The sequence below is a fragment of the Mesorhizobium sp. M1182 genome, assembly GCF_040318335.1.
Taxonomy (GTDB): Bacteria; Pseudomonadota; Alphaproteobacteria; order Rhizobiales; family Rhizobiaceae; genus Mesorhizobium.
The window spans coordinates 108,725-124,315 of sequence record NZ_JAMYMD010000001.1; the positions used below are offsets into that span (position 1 = coordinate 108,725).

Genomic DNA, 15,591 nt, shown 5'->3' on the forward strand with positions numbered 1-15,591 from the left:
CAACTGCCCTAGACATTTCGCAAGCAGAGATATAGAAACCATGGAAATTCGGCGATAATTCGTAGTTAGCCAACAAATTGACGTCGAGTTGTGCACAATTTGGGCCTGCTTGCCCATATTTTATCAAAGGGCAAGCGGCGTACTGGAAGGCAGGATTTCGGTGGCGACCGCGAAGGGCTTCGGGACATTCACGCAAGCGGAGTATGGGCAGCGCCTCGCCGGCGTGAAGACACGCATGCAACAAGCCGGCTTCGATCTCATCGTCTGTCAGGATCCAGCCAACATGTGCTGGCTGACCGGCTATGACGGATGGTCGTTCTACGTTCCGCAGTGCGTGCTCGTCCATCTGGAGGAGGACCGGCCGATCTGGTTCGGCAGGGCGCAGGATGCCAAGAGCGCACGCCTGACCACCGGCCTGCCCGAGACAAACATCGTGCCGTTCTCGGAACGGCTGGTGCAGCAGCCCGTCGAACACCCTTATGACGAACTCGCCCAACTGATCCGGTCGCGCGGCTGGGGAAAGGCCCGTATCGGCGTCGAGATGGACGCGCATTATTACACTGCGCGCTGCCACGCCCACCTTGTCGAGGGGCTGCCCGACGCGCATTTCGCCAACAACCACGATCTCGTTAACTGGGCGCGGCTGGTCAAATCCGAAGCCGAGCTGGTGCTGATCCGCGAGGCGGGTGCGATCTGCACGCATGCCATGAACCGCGCCATCGGGAAAATGCGGCCCGGTGTGCCTCAGAACCATGTCATTGCGGAAATCTATCACGCGCAGATCATGGGGGTGCCCGGAGCGGGCGGCGACTATGCCGCGATCTGTCCGCTGATGCCCGTCGGCGAGGGCACCAGCACGCCGCATCTGACGTGGTCCGACGCGCCGCTGCCGGACAGCGGCCCCGCCATTCTGGAGATTGCCGGCGTGAGGCGCCGCTATCACGCGGCGCTGACGCGGACCATACATTTCGGCAAGCCGCCGCTAGCCATCCTCGACATGGCCAAGGCAATCGTCGAGGGTGTCGACGCCGGCCTCGAGAAGGCGCGCCCCGGCTACACCGCCGAACAGGTGGAAGCCGCCTGGCAGGCAGTCCTGCGACGGAACGGGCTGAAGAAGGAAAGCCGGGTCGGCTATCCGGTCGGGCTCGCATACCCGCCCGATTGGGGTGAACGCACCGCAAGCCTTCGTCCCGGCGATACTACCGAGATGCAGTCCGGGATGTGCTTCCATTTCATGGCCGGCGTCTGGCTCGACGATTTCGGCATCGCCATCTCGGAGTCGTTCGTCGTCACGGAACGCGGCGGCGAACGCCTCTGCGACGTGGCGCGCGACCTCATCGTCATCGACTGACATGGCGGCCGGGAAACCGGCTGCCGAAAAGACCATGCCCGCCAGCAAGCCGGCAACAAGCACGAGGACGCCCGATGGACCGCAATCCGTTTTCCGAAGCCGAAATCGCCGGCCGCCTGGCAAAGGTCCGTACTGCACTGATCGAGCGGGAGCTCGACGCGGCGGTGTTTGCCTCGCCGGAGAACGTCTTCTATCTCACCGGGCTTGATCACTGGGGGTATTTTGCCCCTCACCTGCTGATCGTTCCACTCCAGGGAAACCCCGTCCTGGTCACCCGCTCGATGGAGAAGGTGACGATCGAGAAGCAGGTGAAGGCAGCGGAATTCCGCGGCCACTCCGACAGCGAAACGGCGGCCGACCTTGCCGCGCGGGTGCTTGCGGAGCTCGGCCTGTCGGGCAAGCGGATCGGCCTCGAATACTGGACGGCCGGCCTTAGCCATGGACTTGCCGTGGCGCTCCAGACGCAAGCCGATGCAACGTGGAGCGATGTCTCCGGTCTGATCGACGAGATGCGGCGGGTGAAGAGCGCCGAAGAACAGGCGCTGATGCGGCGTGCCGCAAAGGTGACGGACGCCGCCGCCGGTGCCGCGATCGCCGCGATCTCCGATGGCGCTTCCGAACAGGAGGTCGCCGCCCAATGTGTTTCGGCAATGATCCGCGCCGGCGGTCATGCGCCGGGCTTCGGACCGTTCATCCGCCCGGCCGCGCGCCTGGGTGAAGAGCACACGACCTGGGGCGACGGAATCTACCGCAAGGGCGAGCCGGTCTTTGTCGAACTGTCCGGGTGCATCTCGCGCTACCATGCCCCGCTCGGCCGGCTCGTTCGCATCGGCCACATCAGCGATGAAGACGCCGCAATGGCGGAGGTGACCGCCAAGGCCTTCAACGCGGTCGTCGAGGCGCTGCGCCCGGGCGCCAAGGCGCGTGATGTTTACGCCGCCTGGCAGGCCGTCGCCGACGAGGCCGGCCTTTCCCACTATCGCCGCCATCACTGCGGCTACCTTGTCGGCGCCGGCCAGCCGCCGTCATGGACCGGCGGCAATTCGGTGACCGGCTTGCGACACGATTCCGACCTCGAGATCGAAACGGGGATGAGCTTCCACATCCTGTCATGGCTGATGGGAACGGGTCACGGCAATGACTTCGTCTCCAACACGGTGCTTTTGACCGACGCGGGCGCCGAAGTGCTCACCCGCACGCCGGCCGGCCCGATCGTTCGATAGGCCCGCACGCATGGCGCGCTACTCGGCACTCTCGATTTTCCGCAACGCGCTCGCCGGCCAGAAGAATTGGCAGCGCGCCTGGCGTGCGGCGGAGCCAAAACCGTCCTATGATGTGATCGTCATCGGCGGCGGCGGACACGGCCTCGCCACCGCCTTTTACCTCGCCGAGAACCACGGCATCCGTAACGTCGCCGTACTCGAAAAGGGCTATGTCGGCGGCGGCAATGTCGGCCGCAACACCACCGTCATCCGCTCCAACTACCTGCTCGACGGCAACACCCAGTTCTACGAATTCTCGATGAAGCTCTGGGAGGGCATGTCGCGCGCGCTGAACTTCAACGTCATGTTCTCGCAGCGCGGCCAGCTCGTCACGGCGCATTCGGCCGATCAGCTCGACGGCTTCAGCCACCGCGCCAATGTCATGCGGCTGAATGGCATTGATGCCGATATCCTCGACCGCGACGAGGTGCGCCGTCTCGTGCCCTATCTCGATTTTTCCGACACCGCCCGCTTTCCGATCCATGGTGCCATCTTCCAGGGCCGGGCGGGCACGGCGCGCCACGACGCCGTCGCCTGGGGCTATGCGCGCGCCGCCGACAGCCATGGCGTCGACATAATCCAGAACTGCGAAGTGACAGGCTTCCTCCGCGACCGCGACAGTATCGTCGGCGTCGAAACGACGAAAGGCCGGATCGGCGCCGGCAAGGTCGGCCTCGCTGTTGCCGGTCATACATCCGTGCTCGGTGCCAAGGCCGGCCTTGACCTGCCGATCGAAAGCCACGTCCTGCAAGCCTTTGTCACCGAGCCGCTGAAGCCGCTGGTAGATCACGTCGTCGCTTACGGCGCCGACCATTTCTACGTCAGCCAGTCCGACAAGGGCGGACTGGTCTTCGGCGGCAATCTCGACGGCTACAATTCATACGCCCAGCGCGGCAATCTCGGCGTCGTGCGCGAGGTGGCGGAGGCGGCGATTGCTTTGATGCCGTGCATTTCACGCGTCCGTCTGCTGCGCCACTGGGGCGGCGTCATGGACATGACTCCCGATGCCAGCCCGATCATCTGCCCGACGCCGATCGACGGCCTCTATCTCAATGGCGGCTGGTGCTATGGCGGCTTCAAGGCGACGCCGGCTTCCGGCTGGTGCTTCGCCCACACGATCGCCACCGGCAAGCCGCATCCCCTGATCGCGGCCTACGGACTCGATCGTTTCCGCACCGGCCACACGCTCGATGAGGCCGGTGTCGGCCCTTCCGCCTGGCTGCAATAGGAGGCGGGACAAAATGCTGCGCATCGAATGCCCCTGCTGCGGCCCGCGCGACCATGACGAGTTCCGCTATGGCGGCGATGCCTCGGTCACGCGTCCAACCCATGACGATGCCGATCCGGAGGCCTGGTACCGCTACGTCTATATCAGGACAAACCCGGCCGGCCCGCACCGTGAATTCTGGCAGCACGTGACCGGCTGCCGGCAATGGCTGGTGGTCGAACGCGACACCCGCAACCACGCGATCGCATCCGTCGACTTCGCCAGGAAATCGACTGTCAGGAAACAACCGGCATGAGTTCGAACCGCAAACGCCTGCCAGCGGGTGGCCGCATCAGTCGCGAGGTGCCGGTAGATTTCACCTTCGATGGCCGCAAGCTGATTGGGTATCGCGGCGACACGCTCGCCTCCGCGCTGCTCGCCAATGGCGTCACCCTGGTCGGTCGCAGCTTCAAATATCATCGCCCGCGCGGCATTTTTTCCGCCGGGCCCGAAGAGCCGAATGCGCTGGTTACGCTCGGGAGCGCCGGCAGGCGCGAGCCGAACCTGCCGGCGGCGACGCTGGAACTCGCCGACGGCATGGTCGTGGAGAGCCAGAACCGCTGGCCGTCGCTTGCCTTCGACGTGCAAAGCGTCAACGGCCTTTTCGCGCCGTTTCTGTCCGCCGGCTTCTACTACAAGACCTTCATGGGCCCGACGCGCCGCGCCTGGATGTTTTACGAACATTTCATCCGCAAGGCGGCCGGCCTGGGCAGAGCCGCCACCGGCCCCGATCCCGACCGCTACGAGGTTCATCATGCCTTCGCCGATGTCGCTATCGTCGGCGGCGGCCCGGCGGGATTGTCGGCGGCGCGGGCGGCCGCCGCGGCCGGCGCGCGGGTCGCGCTGATCGAGCAGGATTTCCTGCTTGGCGGCCAGCTTCTGGCGGAACCGTCCGACAGCGCAGCGGCCGCATGGCTGAGGCAGGCCGCGGCCGAGTTGGAGGGCTTCGAAACCATCACGCTGATGAAGCGGACGACGGCTTTCGGCAGCTATGACGGCAATGTCCTTGGACTGGTCGAACAGCGCGATCCGACCGATCCGAAGCCGGCCGGCGAGGCCCGGCAAACGGTCACTATGCTGCGCGCCCGCTCGATTGTTTTCGCCACCGGCGCCATCGAGCGGCCGATCGTGTTCTCGAACAATGACCGGCCCGGCGTGATGCTTGCCTCGGCCGCCCGGACCTATCTCAACCGTTTCGCCGTCCTGCCGGGCAGGAAAATCGTCGTCGCCACTAGCAATGACGGTGCCTGGCGCACCGCCTTCGACTATGCCGCAGCCGGCGCGGAGGTGACGGTTGCTGATCTGCGCGCCGTCCCGCCCGCAGCACTTGCCGCGGAAGCCGCACGGCTCGGCGTGGTGGTGCGGGCCGCAACGCGCATCGTCGACCTGCACGGCCGCCATACCGTCAGGCGCGTAACGCTCAATGGACCGGAGGGACAATCCTCGGCCGCCTGCGACCTGGTCTGCATCTCCGGCGGCTGGTCGCCAACCGTGCATCTCACCTCCCACCTCGGTGTCAAACCTGTCTATCGCGACGACATTGACGGCTTCGTGCCGGGCGTCTTTTCAGCCAGCCAGTTCGGCGCCGGCGCAATGATAGGAGCTTATGCGACCGCCGCTGCCGTCGAGCACGGCCATCGGGCCGGCATCGAAGCGGCAGCCTCCTGCGGCAAGTCGGCGCCGGTGCCCGCTCCATCGAAACTCGATCTCGATGAGACCGCCTCGACCGTGCTTCGCGAAGCCCTGCCCGCTGGACGCGGAAAGGCCTTCGTCGATTTCCAGATGGACGTGACGACCGGGGATATCGAGCTCGCCCATCGTGAGGGCTATGAATCGGTCGAGCATCTGAAGCGCTACACCACGCTCGGCATGGGCACCGATCAGGGCAAGACCAGCAATTTTCCCGCACTTGCCGCCATGGCAGCGCTGCGCGGCGCAACGATTCCCGAGACCGGCACCACGACCTTCCGCCCGCCCTATACGCCGGTGGCGATCGGCGCGCTTGCCGGACGCGCCGTCGGCCATCATTTCAAGCCGATCCGCCGCACGCCGATGCACGACTGGCACATGGCGAATGGCGCCGAGATGCTCGAGGTCGGGCTCTGGATGCGGCCCTATTTCTACCGGCAGTCGGGCCGCGACGTGAACGAGGCCTATGTTGCCGAAATGCGTACCGTGCGTCAGGCCGCGGGGCTGATGGACATCTCCACGCTCGGCAAGATCGATGTCCAGGGCCCGGATGCGGCAATCTTCCTCGACCGCGTCTATGCCAACGGCTTTGCCAAACTGGCGATAGGCCGCGCCCGCTACGGCGTCATGCTGCGCGACGACGGCATCGTCTTCGACGACGGCACCACGACGCGGCTAGCGGAAAACCGGTTCTTCATGACCACGTCGACCGCCAAGGCCGCCGATGTGCTGTCGCGTCTCGAATTCCTGCTCGACACGGCCTGGCCGGACTTGCGCGTGGCCGTTACCTCGGTCAGCGATGAATGGGCGGCGATGTCGGTTGCCGGGCCCAACAGCCGCGCAATCCTCGGTGTTGCTTTTCCTGGTCTCGACGTTTCCGACGCGGCGCTTCCGCATATGGGGCTACTCGAAAGCGAGTGGCAGGTCCGTGGGCTCCGCATCCTGCGCCTCAGTTATTCCGGCGAGCGCGCTTACGAAGTCTATGTCGGCGCCACTGCCGGTGAACAGCTCTGGAGCCGCTTGCTCGAAGCCGGCAGACCCTTCGACCTGAAGCCTTACGGTGTCGAGGCGCTCGGCGCGCTGCGGGTCGAAAAGGGCCATGTCGCCGGACCGGAGATCGATGGGCGCACGACGCTCGACGATCTCGGCCTCGGCCGCATGGCCGGCAAGCGCAGCGGCTTCGTCGGCGATGTACTGCGCCGCCGCCAGGCCTATCAGGCGCCTGAGCGCCAGCGGCTGGTCGGACTGGAATGCGCCGAAGACGGCAAGCGCCTCCGCGGCGGGGCGATCCTGTTCCTGCCCGACGACAAGATCGAGGGCCATGGCCGCGGCCGGGTGACCTCGATCACCTTTAGCCCAGAACTCGACCGCTATGTCGGATTGGCCCTGCTTGCCGGTGATGTCGCGGCAGAAGGAAGCGAGGTCGTGGCGGTCTATCCGATGAAGGCCGAAACGGTTCGCGCCCGCGTTGTCTCGCCGGTATTCATCGATCCGCAGGGAGAACGGCTGCATGGCTAGCTTGACCTCTTCTCGGGATTTCAGTCTGTCCGTGGCGGATTGTCCGCTTATCCAGATCGAGGGCTGGGACGCGACACTGAGACAATTCGAAAAGAGCGTCTCGGCGTCGCTCAACACGAAACTTCCCGCTTCGGTGGGAGAGACGGTTCGCCACAAGGGCCTTTTGACCATCCGCGTTGCACCTCGCCGCCTTTGGCTGGCTCTCGACGAAGGCACAGAAGCGCCAGCCCTTGTCGTCGACCCCGATCTCGGCTGTTCCGTGCCCCTTGGGGAAGGTCGTGTTCGTTTGAAAATGGCCGGCCCTGGTATCGCAAGGCTTCTGTCCGGCTGCATTGCCGTCAACTGGCACGCGCCGACCGCCGCTCCGGGCCGCGCCGTGCAAACATCCTTCCATCACGTGCCCGTGCTCTTCCTGCGCACCGGCGAGACCGCGTGCGAACTCATCGTGCCGCGAAGTTTTTCGCGAAGCCTCTCGGATTGGATTGCCGACGGCTAGCCAATACCGGTTCTTCGGGCAAGGGCCGGCTTTAGCGGCGATCCAAGCCGCCATCACGAAGCCATCTACTCTCTTGCCGGCCAGTCCTGCAGGAGCGTAATCCCAAACTTCGGCGCGGCTACTTTGAGCCGCTCGATATCGGCAGGCGTCGGCGGCCCGACCACCTCTCCCTTGCTGCGTTCATGGCCACCTTCGGCAAGAAACTGCTCGAACACACTTGGCGTGTCTATCAGGATATAGCGAACGAGCTGGTTGCCGGGATTCATAAGCTGGTGCGGGATGCCCCGCTTCAAAAACATGCTCTCGCCGGGCGAGAGCGTTCGGACCACACCGTCCACAATTGCGGTCAAGTGCCCTTCGATGACGTAGACCGTCTCGTCGTCATTCGCATGAACATGGATTGGCGTTTTGGTGTGCCCGTCGCTTCTGTTTTCGAACAGACTCAACAAGCCTCCCGTCTGTTCGCCGGAGACCAGTCGCTTCATGACGATGCCCGCGAGCACGAATTCTTTTGGTTCAACATCCGTCATTGATCCAATCCTGCCAGGCACATTTGGTGGGCCGTCAAGCAGACGAGCTGCGCAGCGACATCCGGCAAACGTCGAACTGGCTCGCGGGTTCCCGGTCGCCGGAGTTCCCTCTTCCCAAGCTCCGTTTGGACGAAAAGACGGCTTCGTTGTCACCGGACATGCAGGCCGACATCCGCCAATTCGAGGGCGCCGCAGAGGTCCGCCTAACTGACGGCAAAGCTGCAACGTGCTGCCAGGCTCTCGCCGGGCCCAAGCACCGACAGTCCATTCCATTTGTCGATCGAACCCCGATTATGAGCATCGACAACATGACTGACCGGTTCAAAACAGAAGAAGTCGCTCTCGTCCGATGGCGAATAGACCAGGTACAAATTCAAGGGCGATGAAGCTTCAATCCGCAGGCTGCAACTGTGCTCTGGCCAAGATATGGAGGCGACACCATCCCAGCCAGCGAACACATTGTTTATCCATCCGCTCGGCAAGGCGGCCGGGGCGCCGAAATTCCAATCGGGATGGGTTTTGATATCCACAAACCGTTCAGGGAGGTGGTTGGGCCGTTCGAGGCAAACCTGTGATGCCGCGGCGTGAAGCGTGGTCAACGCTGTTCTCGGGAACCATGGATGGATGCCAAGCCCGAACGGCAATCTGATCGATGCCCGATTGACGATGCGAAGTTTCAGCTCGAGCCCCTGTCCGGCCAGCGCGTAGCTCACCTCGGCGCGATATCGGTATGGGCCAGGCCCGTTGCTGATGAGCGACAGCTTTGCGTTGTCCTGCGTTACGCTGTCGACGTCCCACTCGCTCGAAAATCCATTGCCGTGAATGGGAAATGGCTCGCGTGCAACATTGGCAGGCAGTTCGTGGAATTTGGAGTCGAATGTGAACCCGCCGCCCGAGATGCGATTTGACCATGGCAAAAGCAGGTTGCAGGCAAGGTCGAACGGGTTGCTGCTCCCGCCGTTCGGCCAAGGCCTGAAGAGCGGCACGCGTCCATGGTCCAGTCTCGCAAGACCTGCCCCAAGCGATGGGACGATTTCAGCAGACAGGTCTCCGCTTCTGATCTTGATCGTCCCGACCATCCGCTTCAGACGGTATTGGCCTTGGCAGCGGCGATCGGCTGTTGATGGCGGCCTTTGCGAGCCACTGCAAGAAGGTCGTTCGACGCGATCCCGATGAGCGCCTTCATCTGATCGTGTGCATCGTCGGCCCTCCGCATCCTGATTGCCTCCAGCACGTCGCCATGCGCGCTCAGCGTCTGCTGGTAATTAGCGGTGGCCGATGTGGTCAAGCGGAAGGAGAAGCTGAGGGCGGCCGCAAGCATATTGCCGAGATTGGCGAACACCGGGTTGCGGCTGGCACGCAGGATGGCCGTATGAAACCTGACGTCGGCATCGAGACACGCAGCGAGATCATCCTGCGGAGCAATGCGCATGGCTTCATAGGCCGCTTCGATGACCGCGAGATCGCCTGACGTCGCCATCTTGGCCGCAAGTTGGGCGGCAGCGGGTTCAATGACCAGCCGCGCCTCGATCAATCCGCGGACGAAATCGAGATCGGGCTCGATATCGCGCATCCATTCCAGAACCTGTGCATCCAGCCTGTTCCATTCGCTCGACACGCGCACACGCGTCCCGGCCCGCTTGCGCGCCTCGATCAATCCTTTCGCCGAAAGCGTCAGAAGAGCATCGCGAAGCGCGGTGCGGCTGGCCCCGTAGATAACGCAAAGCTCGGCTTCCGTCGGCAGGACGGAGTGCTGGGCGTAGGAGCCGGCGAGGATGCGCTGTCCGAGATCGCGTGCGATGCGATCCTTGAGCGATGACGTGGTGCCATCTGCGGCAGGAATGTCCTGCTTGCCTTGGCCAGTCGAAGCGATCGCCGCGTCCATCGTCATGTCCTGTTCAAGTGGTACTCGGCAATTACCACAGCAAGTATCAGCAGCGAGCCCTTGGCAAGCAACTGATAGAAGGTTGGCACGGACGTCAGTATCATTCCGTTGTTGAGGACGCCAATGATGGCGACGCCCAGCAGTGCGCCGACGATCGTGCCCTTGCCGCCCTGCAAGGCGCAGCCACCAAGAACGGCCGCTGTGATGGCCTCGAGTTCCAGGCCTTGGGATCCGGATACGGGCTGCCCGGAGCCGGTACGGGCAGCCAACAGAATCCCGGCCAATCCGGCCGCCACTCCACTCATGATATAGATGCCGACGCGGTAGCGGTTGATGTCGATGCCGGAGAAGCGTGCGACAACGGGATTGCCGCCCAGGGCATAGATGTTGCGGCCAACGATCGAGCGGGCAAGGAAGAGATGGAACACGATCGCGGTCAGCAAGAGAATCCAGATCAGCAGAGGCAGGCCGAGGATTCGTCCGATCCCGATGAAGCGGAAAGTCTCGCTGAAAATCGCGATCGATTGCCCGTCGGACATGATGAACGCGATGCCGCGGAAGATCGCCATCGTACCGAGAGTCGCGATGACAGCGTTGACCCGCCCATAGGTGATGATGATGCCGTTCACGAGGCCGGCAAGACCGCCCAGGACCAGGCCGGCAAGAATGCCCGCGGCGGGTGATCCGGTGGCCTGGATGGCCATTGCCGTCGATACTGTGGTCAGACCGACAATTGCGCCGACGGCAATATCGAGCCCTCCGGCGACAATAACCACGGTCTGGCTCATCGCCAGAACGCCCAGGATGGTAATGCCTAGACCGATGTTCAGCAGGTTTCGGCTGGAGAAGAACACGTCGCCTCTCAGGGTGCCGAAAATGAGCACGAGAATGGCGAGAGCAACAAGAAGGCTTATGTTGTGAATGCCGATGCGCTCTGCGATGCGCAAGGAAGCGCGCCTTTTGCCGGTTTGCGTTGTTGCTGTCCTGAGCTCAAGGCTGTTCACTGAATTTGTCCTCCAAGCGATGCTGCAGATTGAGGCATGGCATGTCTCAGGATCGTGGCCTCGTCGATGTCAGGGCGGGAAAGTTCGGCCGTGATCCGGCCTCCAGCCATAACAAGCACCCTGTCGGCCAGCCCGATCAGTTCCGGCATTTCCGAGGAAATCAGGATTATGCCGATGCCGCTGGCGGCGAGTTCGTCGATCAGGCGATAGATTTCCGCCTTGGCGCCGATGTCGATGCCGCGGGTCGGCTCGTCGAGGATGAGAAGCATCGGCTGCCGCGCAAGCCAGCGCGCGAGAACGACCTTCTGTTGGTTGCCACCCGATAATTTCGAAACCTGTTCGTCGAGGTTAGGCGCCTTGATCGACATCTTTGCTGCAAGCGGTGAGACGATCTCCAGTGCCTTGCGCCGGTTGAAGAAGCCGAAGGTCGACGTTCTGTCGGGCACGCAAAGCGAGGCGTTATCAAGAATGCTTCGGAACAACAGCAGCGCCTCGTGCTTGCGGTCTTCTGGGGCAAAGCCGATGCCCGCCACGATCGCTGCATGCGGACTGTTGGGGCCAACGGGCACACCATTCATCGTTATGGTTCCGTCGAGGCGCCTATCATAGCCGACAATCGCCTTTGCCAGTTCGGATCGACCCGCACCCATAAGGCCGGCAATGCCGAGCACCTCGCCACGGCGGACCTTGAGGCTCACATCGGTGACGTGATCGGTGGTCAGGCCCGCCACCTCCAGCAACGGTTGCCCCGATTGCCACGTCTCGCGCGTAAACAGATCGGCTATGTCGCGGCCCACCATGAGCTTGGCTATGGTCTGCTCGCTGGCACCGGCAGCGGGGGAATCATCGACCAGCCGGCCGTCCCGCAACACGACAATGCGATCCGCAAGGTCGATGACCTCGTTCAGCCTGTGAGAGATGTAGACGATCGAAGTGCCCTCGCCGCGCAGCCGGCGAATTACTGAAAACAGACGGCGCGCTTCGTCGTCGGTCAGTGACGAGCTCGGCTCATCGAATGCGATCAGCCGGCCGCCGGCACGTATGGCGCGCATGATTTCGATCATCTGGCGCTGTGCCGGACCGAGTGTGCTGCAGAGTTGACGCGGCAGCATATCCTGCTGCATGCCGAAGGTCGCAAGCACCTTATCGGTCTGGTCCTCGAGCCTGTGCCAGTCGAGCAGGACGCCTGCCAGCCGCGGCAGTTCGCCGACGAAAATGTTCTCGGCCACGGTCAGGTTCGGAACGATCTCCGGCTCCTGATGGATGACGCGTATTCCGGCTCTGTGGCTGTCGCGCGGTTCGCTGAAAACGATCGGCGTGGAGCCATGCAGCACGGTGCCGGTGTCCGGTGCGAACACGCCCTCGAGAATTCGCATCATTGTCGACTTGCCGGCGCCATTCTCGCCAACCAGGGCAAGCACCTCTCCTGGCCGAAAGGCAATCGAGACATTGTCGAGCGCCTGCACGACGCCGAAGCGCTTCGATATCCTGTCGAGCGAGAAGAAATCCGATTGCGTCAAAAGCTCACTCCCGAGGATCGATCCCGTGTGCCCGTCGACGAACTGCCGGCCCAAAGAGCGTCATGCGCACTGCGGCGCATGACGCATATCTGGTTCAGTGGCAGAGCTTGGCTTTGTAGTCCGACGCAAAATTGTCGGCGGTGATGTATTCCGGGTCAGTGAAGGATTGAACGGGAAGCTTGGTTCCGTCCTTGATGGAGGCCAAGAGAATCTTCACCGCCAGCGCGCCATGATTTTCCGAATTGAGCCACATCGTACCACGGAACGCCGAGGGCTTTCCGGATCCGAAGGCATCGCAGGCGCGGCTCCCGTCGATGCCGATCCCCATGCCCTGGTCTGCGGAATAGCCAGCATTCTCCAGTGCTCGCGCACCACCCAGCACGCCGTCATCGTTGCATGAATAGAATATCCAGTTCGTGACGCTGGGATTGGCCGTCAGTGTGGTGGTCATCACGTCGATGGCGTTGACCATCGTGTTGTCGTAGGGGACGCGAACGATGTTGCCCGGCTTGAAATCGGGCACCGCCTTCAGGAACGCTTCTTCCGCGCCCTTGTTGCGCTGCATGCAGGTATCGGCCTTGCGGTCCTCGATCGAGGCGATGCGCACCTCTTTGCCCGCCCAGCCTTCAGCCTTGTAGAGCTTGGCAAGCTCTTCGCCCACCCGCGCACCGATATTGTAAGCATTCATGCCGACATAGGGGACCTGGGTGCCATCCTGGTAGTAGATATCGTCGTCCACCGCCACCAAGGGAATTTTTGCGGCCTTTGCTTTCTCCGCGATGACCGGTCCCAGTGCCTTGTCGGGGACAACGATGGCGATGCCTTTCACGCCATCGCCGACCATCGTATCGAAGGTCGTGATCGTCAAATTGGCGTCGAACTGAACGTCCTGCGACACGAACGCGGCCCCTGCCGCCTCAGCCGCTTTCTTGGCGCCGCCGACTTCGGCGACGAACCATGGGTGGTCTCCCATCTTGTTGATGTAGCCGATCTTGATGTCGTCTGCGCTTGCTGCGCCACTCATCAGTCCGGCAGCCAGTACCGCAAATGTCGCCAAAGCCTTTGTTGTGGTTTTCATGAAGATCCTCCCTGAGCTCAATGGTGGTTGCTAGTCGTGGTAGAGAACCGAGCGCCCACCATCGATGGTGATCGTCTCGGCATTTATGAACGGCGCTTCGTCCGAAGCGAGGAAAACCGCCGTCATTGCAACCTCGTCCGGCCGGCCAATTCGCTTGGGCGGATGGAGGTCGTAGGCTCGCCGCTTCTCCTCGGCGGGGTTCGGGAATGTGTTCCAGTAGGCTTCCGCGATCGGCGTCTCGATATAGCCGGGTGCTATCGCGTTCACCCGGATACCGCGTGCGGCATATTCGATGGCCAGCGAACGGGTCAGGCCCAAAAGTGCATGCTTGGCGACCGGATACGGGAACGTATGGGGAATGATCTGGAAGGCGTGGCAACTCGCTATGTTGACGATGGACCCCGAGCCCTTCGCCAGCATCGTCGGCAAAACCGCCTTGGCGCAGAACCACGCGGCCTGGAGGTCGAGCTTGAGGCAGCGCTCCCATTCCTCATCCGGCATCAGCAATGGTTCGTAGAACACGTTGGCACCGGCATTGTTGACCAGAATGTCGACGCCGCCATAGGCCGTGATCGTGCCGGCGACCATGTCCGCGACCGCGGATGTGTCCGTGACATCCGTCTCGACGAACAATACGTCGGCGCCTCCGGCACGCAATTCGTCGGCGACCGCTTTGCCGCTTGCCGCATTCAGTTCGGCAATGACGGTCTTTGCCCTATGTGTTGCAAAAGCCCGGGCGGTGGCGGCACCTATGCCTTGGCCGGCGCCCGTGATGATTGCGATCTTTCCTTGCAGCCGGCCTGCCATTGCATTCACCAGTCGACCACGGTGCCGTCCGGCATGACGGCATTGCGGGCATGCAGCACTTCCTGCTTGAAGGGGTGACGCGCGATGACGTCCTCATTGACGGTGACGCCAAGGCCCGGCAGATCGGGCAGGTCCCAGCGGCCTGGTTTACGCCGAATTGGCCAGGTAACGACGTCGTCGTACCAGGCGACGGCACCGGACATCTCCTCCTGAATGACGACGTTTGGCGTCGATATGCCGAAGTGAAGAGCAGCGACGCCAGCGATCGGACCGAGCGGGTTGTGCGGCGCAAGGCCGATGCCTGCCGTTTCCGCCATGGCCGCGATCTTCTTTGTCTCCAGCAGACCGCCAGTGTGGCAAATATCAGGCTGGGCAATGTTGAAGGCACGGGCTGCGATCGAGTGCGTGAATTCGCGACGCCCGATCAGCCGCTCGCCGGAAGCGATCGGCACGGCCGATCGCGCCGTGATATGCGCCAGTCCGGCAACATCTTCGGGCGGCACGGGTTCTTCCGCGAACATGATGCGGGCCGGCTCGATTGCTCTGAGGTAGTCCATCGCAGCGTTAACGGATGCAGGGCGTCCATGGAAATCGACCATGATGTCGATGTCCGGACCTATGGCCTCGCGAAGTGAGCCAACCATGTTGGCGACAGAATCAACGGCTTTCGCAGGCGATGCGTAGTGGGTGTAGGGAATGCAGACGACCTTGACCGCATCGTAGCCTGCCTGCGTCACGATGCGTCCGCGTTCCACGATCGCGTCCGCGGATCCGGTCTCATAGACCGCCTTCATGTCTCCGAGGCCGAGATGCGTATAGGTGCGCAGATAGTCGCGAACCTGTCCGCCCAGAAGGCGCCAGACGGGGACGCCCAATGACTTGCCCAGGATGTCCCAGAGCGCGATCTCGATGCCGCTGACGGCAGACATTCCCTCGACGCCAAGACGCCAAAATCCGTGGCGCGTAAGTATCTGGTAGCACTGCTCCACGTTGCGCGGATCCTGCCCGATGAGCAGGGCCTCAAGGTCCTGAAGCGCCCCAACGACGGCTCGGGTCTTCCATTCCAGCGTTGCCTCACCCCAGCCAAACAGCCCGGGCTCGTCGGTTTCGACCCGGACGAAGACCCAGTTGCGCATTTCCGCATTGCAGACGCGCGCCTTGATGGCCGTGATTTTCATCGGTCC

Annotated in this window: 14 protein-coding genes; 6 read left to right on the forward strand and 8 right to left on the reverse strand. The window is 62.9% G+C overall.

Annotated features, from left to right (window positions below; translation table 11 throughout):
• Nucleotides 1-160: 160 nt before the first annotated feature.
• From NKH33_RS00490 to NKH33_RS00515, 6 genes are all read left to right on the forward strand, one after another.
• Nucleotides 161-1,351: a M24 family metallopeptidase gene (locus NKH33_RS00490; protein WP_352470568.1), complete on the forward strand. Its 1,191-nt coding sequence runs from the start codon at nucleotides 161-163 to the stop codon at nucleotides 1,349-1,351.
• 74 nt (nucleotides 1,352-1,425) lie between these two features.
• The gene (locus tag NKH33_RS00495) at nucleotides 1,426-2,574 is read left to right on the forward strand and encodes a M24 family metallopeptidase (protein ID WP_352470569.1); all 1,149 of its coding nucleotides are present in this window, start codon (nucleotides 1,426-1,428) and stop codon (nucleotides 2,572-2,574) included.
• Between the two features lie 10 nt (nucleotides 2,575-2,584).
• On the forward strand, nucleotides 2,585-3,841 hold the full coding sequence (locus NKH33_RS00500) for a sarcosine oxidase subunit beta family protein (RefSeq protein WP_352470570.1): 1,257 nt from the start codon (nucleotides 2,585-2,587) through the stop codon (nucleotides 3,839-3,841).
• 13 nt (nucleotides 3,842-3,854) lie between these two features.
• Entirely contained in the window at nucleotides 3,855-4,136 is a 282-nt protein-coding gene (locus NKH33_RS00505; protein WP_352470571.1) for a sarcosine oxidase subunit delta, read from the forward strand.
• Nucleotides 4,133-7,087 carry a sarcosine oxidase subunit alpha family protein gene (locus NKH33_RS00510; RefSeq protein ID WP_352540081.1) on the forward strand — a complete coding sequence of 985 codons (2,955 nt, stop codon included), beginning with the start codon at nucleotides 4,133-4,135 and terminating at the stop codon, nucleotides 7,085-7,087. Before NKH33_RS00505 ends, NKH33_RS00510 begins: the two co-directional genes overlap by 4 nt.
• Nucleotides 7,080-7,583: a sarcosine oxidase subunit gamma gene (locus NKH33_RS00515; RefSeq protein ID WP_352470573.1), complete on the forward strand. Its 504-nt coding sequence runs from the start codon at nucleotides 7,080-7,082 to the stop codon at nucleotides 7,581-7,583. Before NKH33_RS00510 ends, NKH33_RS00515 begins: the two co-directional genes overlap by 8 nt.
• Before the next feature lie 65 nt (nucleotides 7,584-7,648).
• On the opposite strand, the gene NKH33_RS00520 is transcribed toward NKH33_RS00515, so the two are convergent.
• From NKH33_RS00520 to dgoD, 8 genes are all read right to left on the reverse strand, one after another.
• Entirely contained in the window at nucleotides 7,649-8,113 is a 465-nt protein-coding gene (locus tag NKH33_RS00520) for a cupin domain-containing protein (protein WP_352470574.1), read from the reverse strand.
• A gap of 203 nt (nucleotides 8,114-8,316) precedes the next feature.
• Nucleotides 8,317-9,192, reverse strand: coding sequence for an aldose 1-epimerase (locus NKH33_RS00525; protein WP_352470575.1), 876 nt, complete (start codon nucleotides 9,190-9,192; stop codon nucleotides 8,317-8,319).
• 5 nt (nucleotides 9,193-9,197) lie between these two features.
• Nucleotides 9,198-9,998: a FadR/GntR family transcriptional regulator gene (locus NKH33_RS00530; protein ID WP_352470576.1), complete on the reverse strand. Its 801-nt coding sequence runs from the start codon at nucleotides 9,996-9,998 to the stop codon at nucleotides 9,198-9,200.
• A 2-nt stretch (nucleotides 9,999-10,000) separates the two neighbouring features.
• Entirely contained in the window at nucleotides 10,001-10,945 is a 945-nt protein-coding gene (locus NKH33_RS00535; RefSeq protein WP_352540082.1) for an ABC transporter permease, read from the reverse strand.
• Nucleotides 10,946-10,998: 53 nt separating this feature from the next.
• Entirely contained in the window at nucleotides 10,999-12,522 is a 1,524-nt protein-coding gene (locus tag NKH33_RS00540) for a sugar ABC transporter ATP-binding protein (protein WP_352470578.1), read from the reverse strand.
• Between the two features lie 94 nt (nucleotides 12,523-12,616).
• The gene (locus NKH33_RS00545; protein ID WP_352470579.1) at nucleotides 12,617-13,600 is read right to left on the reverse strand and encodes a substrate-binding domain-containing protein; all 984 of its coding nucleotides are present in this window, start codon (nucleotides 13,598-13,600) and stop codon (nucleotides 12,617-12,619) included.
• Nucleotides 13,601-13,630: 30 nt separating this feature from the next.
• A complete protein-coding gene (locus NKH33_RS00550; protein WP_352470580.1) occupies nucleotides 13,631-14,407 on the reverse strand; it encodes an SDR family oxidoreductase in 777 nt (258 codons plus the stop codon).
• A gap of 5 nt (nucleotides 14,408-14,412) precedes the next feature.
• Nucleotides 14,413-15,585: a galactonate dehydratase gene (dgoD, locus tag NKH33_RS00555; protein WP_352470581.1), complete on the reverse strand. Its 1,173-nt coding sequence runs from the start codon at nucleotides 15,583-15,585 to the stop codon at nucleotides 14,413-14,415.
• Nucleotides 15,586-15,591: the final 6 nt, after the last annotated feature.

Excerpts from the sequence above, each read along its gene's own strand:
- NKH33_RS00510 (WP_352540081.1), top strand. The coding sequence starts at position 4,133 with ATGAGTTCGAACCGCAAACGCCTGCCAGCGGGTGGCCGCATCAGTCGC.
- dgoD (WP_352470581.1), bottom strand. The coding sequence starts at position 15,585 with ATGAAAATCACGGCCATCAAGGCGCGCGTCTGCAATGCGGAAATGCGC.
- NKH33_RS00530 (WP_352470576.1), bottom strand. The coding sequence starts at position 9,998 with ATGGACGCGGCGATCGCTTCGACTGGCCAAGGCAAGCAGGACATTCCT.
- NKH33_RS00520 (WP_352470574.1), bottom strand. The coding sequence starts at position 8,113 with ATGACGGATGTTGAACCAAAAGAATTCGTGCTCGCGGGCATCGTCATG.
- NKH33_RS00495 (WP_352470569.1), top strand. The coding sequence starts at position 1,426 with ATGGACCGCAATCCGTTTTCCGAAGCCGAAATCGCCGGCCGCCTGGCA.
- NKH33_RS00515 (WP_352470573.1), top strand. The coding sequence starts at position 7,080 with ATGGCTAGCTTGACCTCTTCTCGGGATTTCAGTCTGTCCGTGGCGGAT.
- NKH33_RS00505 (WP_352470571.1), top strand. The coding sequence starts at position 3,855 with ATGCTGCGCATCGAATGCCCCTGCTGCGGCCCGCGCGACCATGACGAG.
- NKH33_RS00500 (WP_352470570.1), top strand. The coding sequence starts at position 2,585 with ATGGCGCGCTACTCGGCACTCTCGATTTTCCGCAACGCGCTCGCCGGC.
- NKH33_RS00550 (WP_352470580.1), bottom strand. The coding sequence starts at position 14,407 with ATGGCAGGCCGGCTGCAAGGAAAGATCGCAATCATCACGGGCGCCGGC.
- NKH33_RS00525 (WP_352470575.1), bottom strand. The coding sequence starts at position 9,192 with ATGGTCGGGACGATCAAGATCAGAAGCGGAGACCTGTCTGCTGAAATC.
- NKH33_RS00545 (WP_352470579.1), bottom strand. The coding sequence starts at position 13,600 with ATGAAAACCACAACAAAGGCTTTGGCGACATTTGCGGTACTGGCTGCC.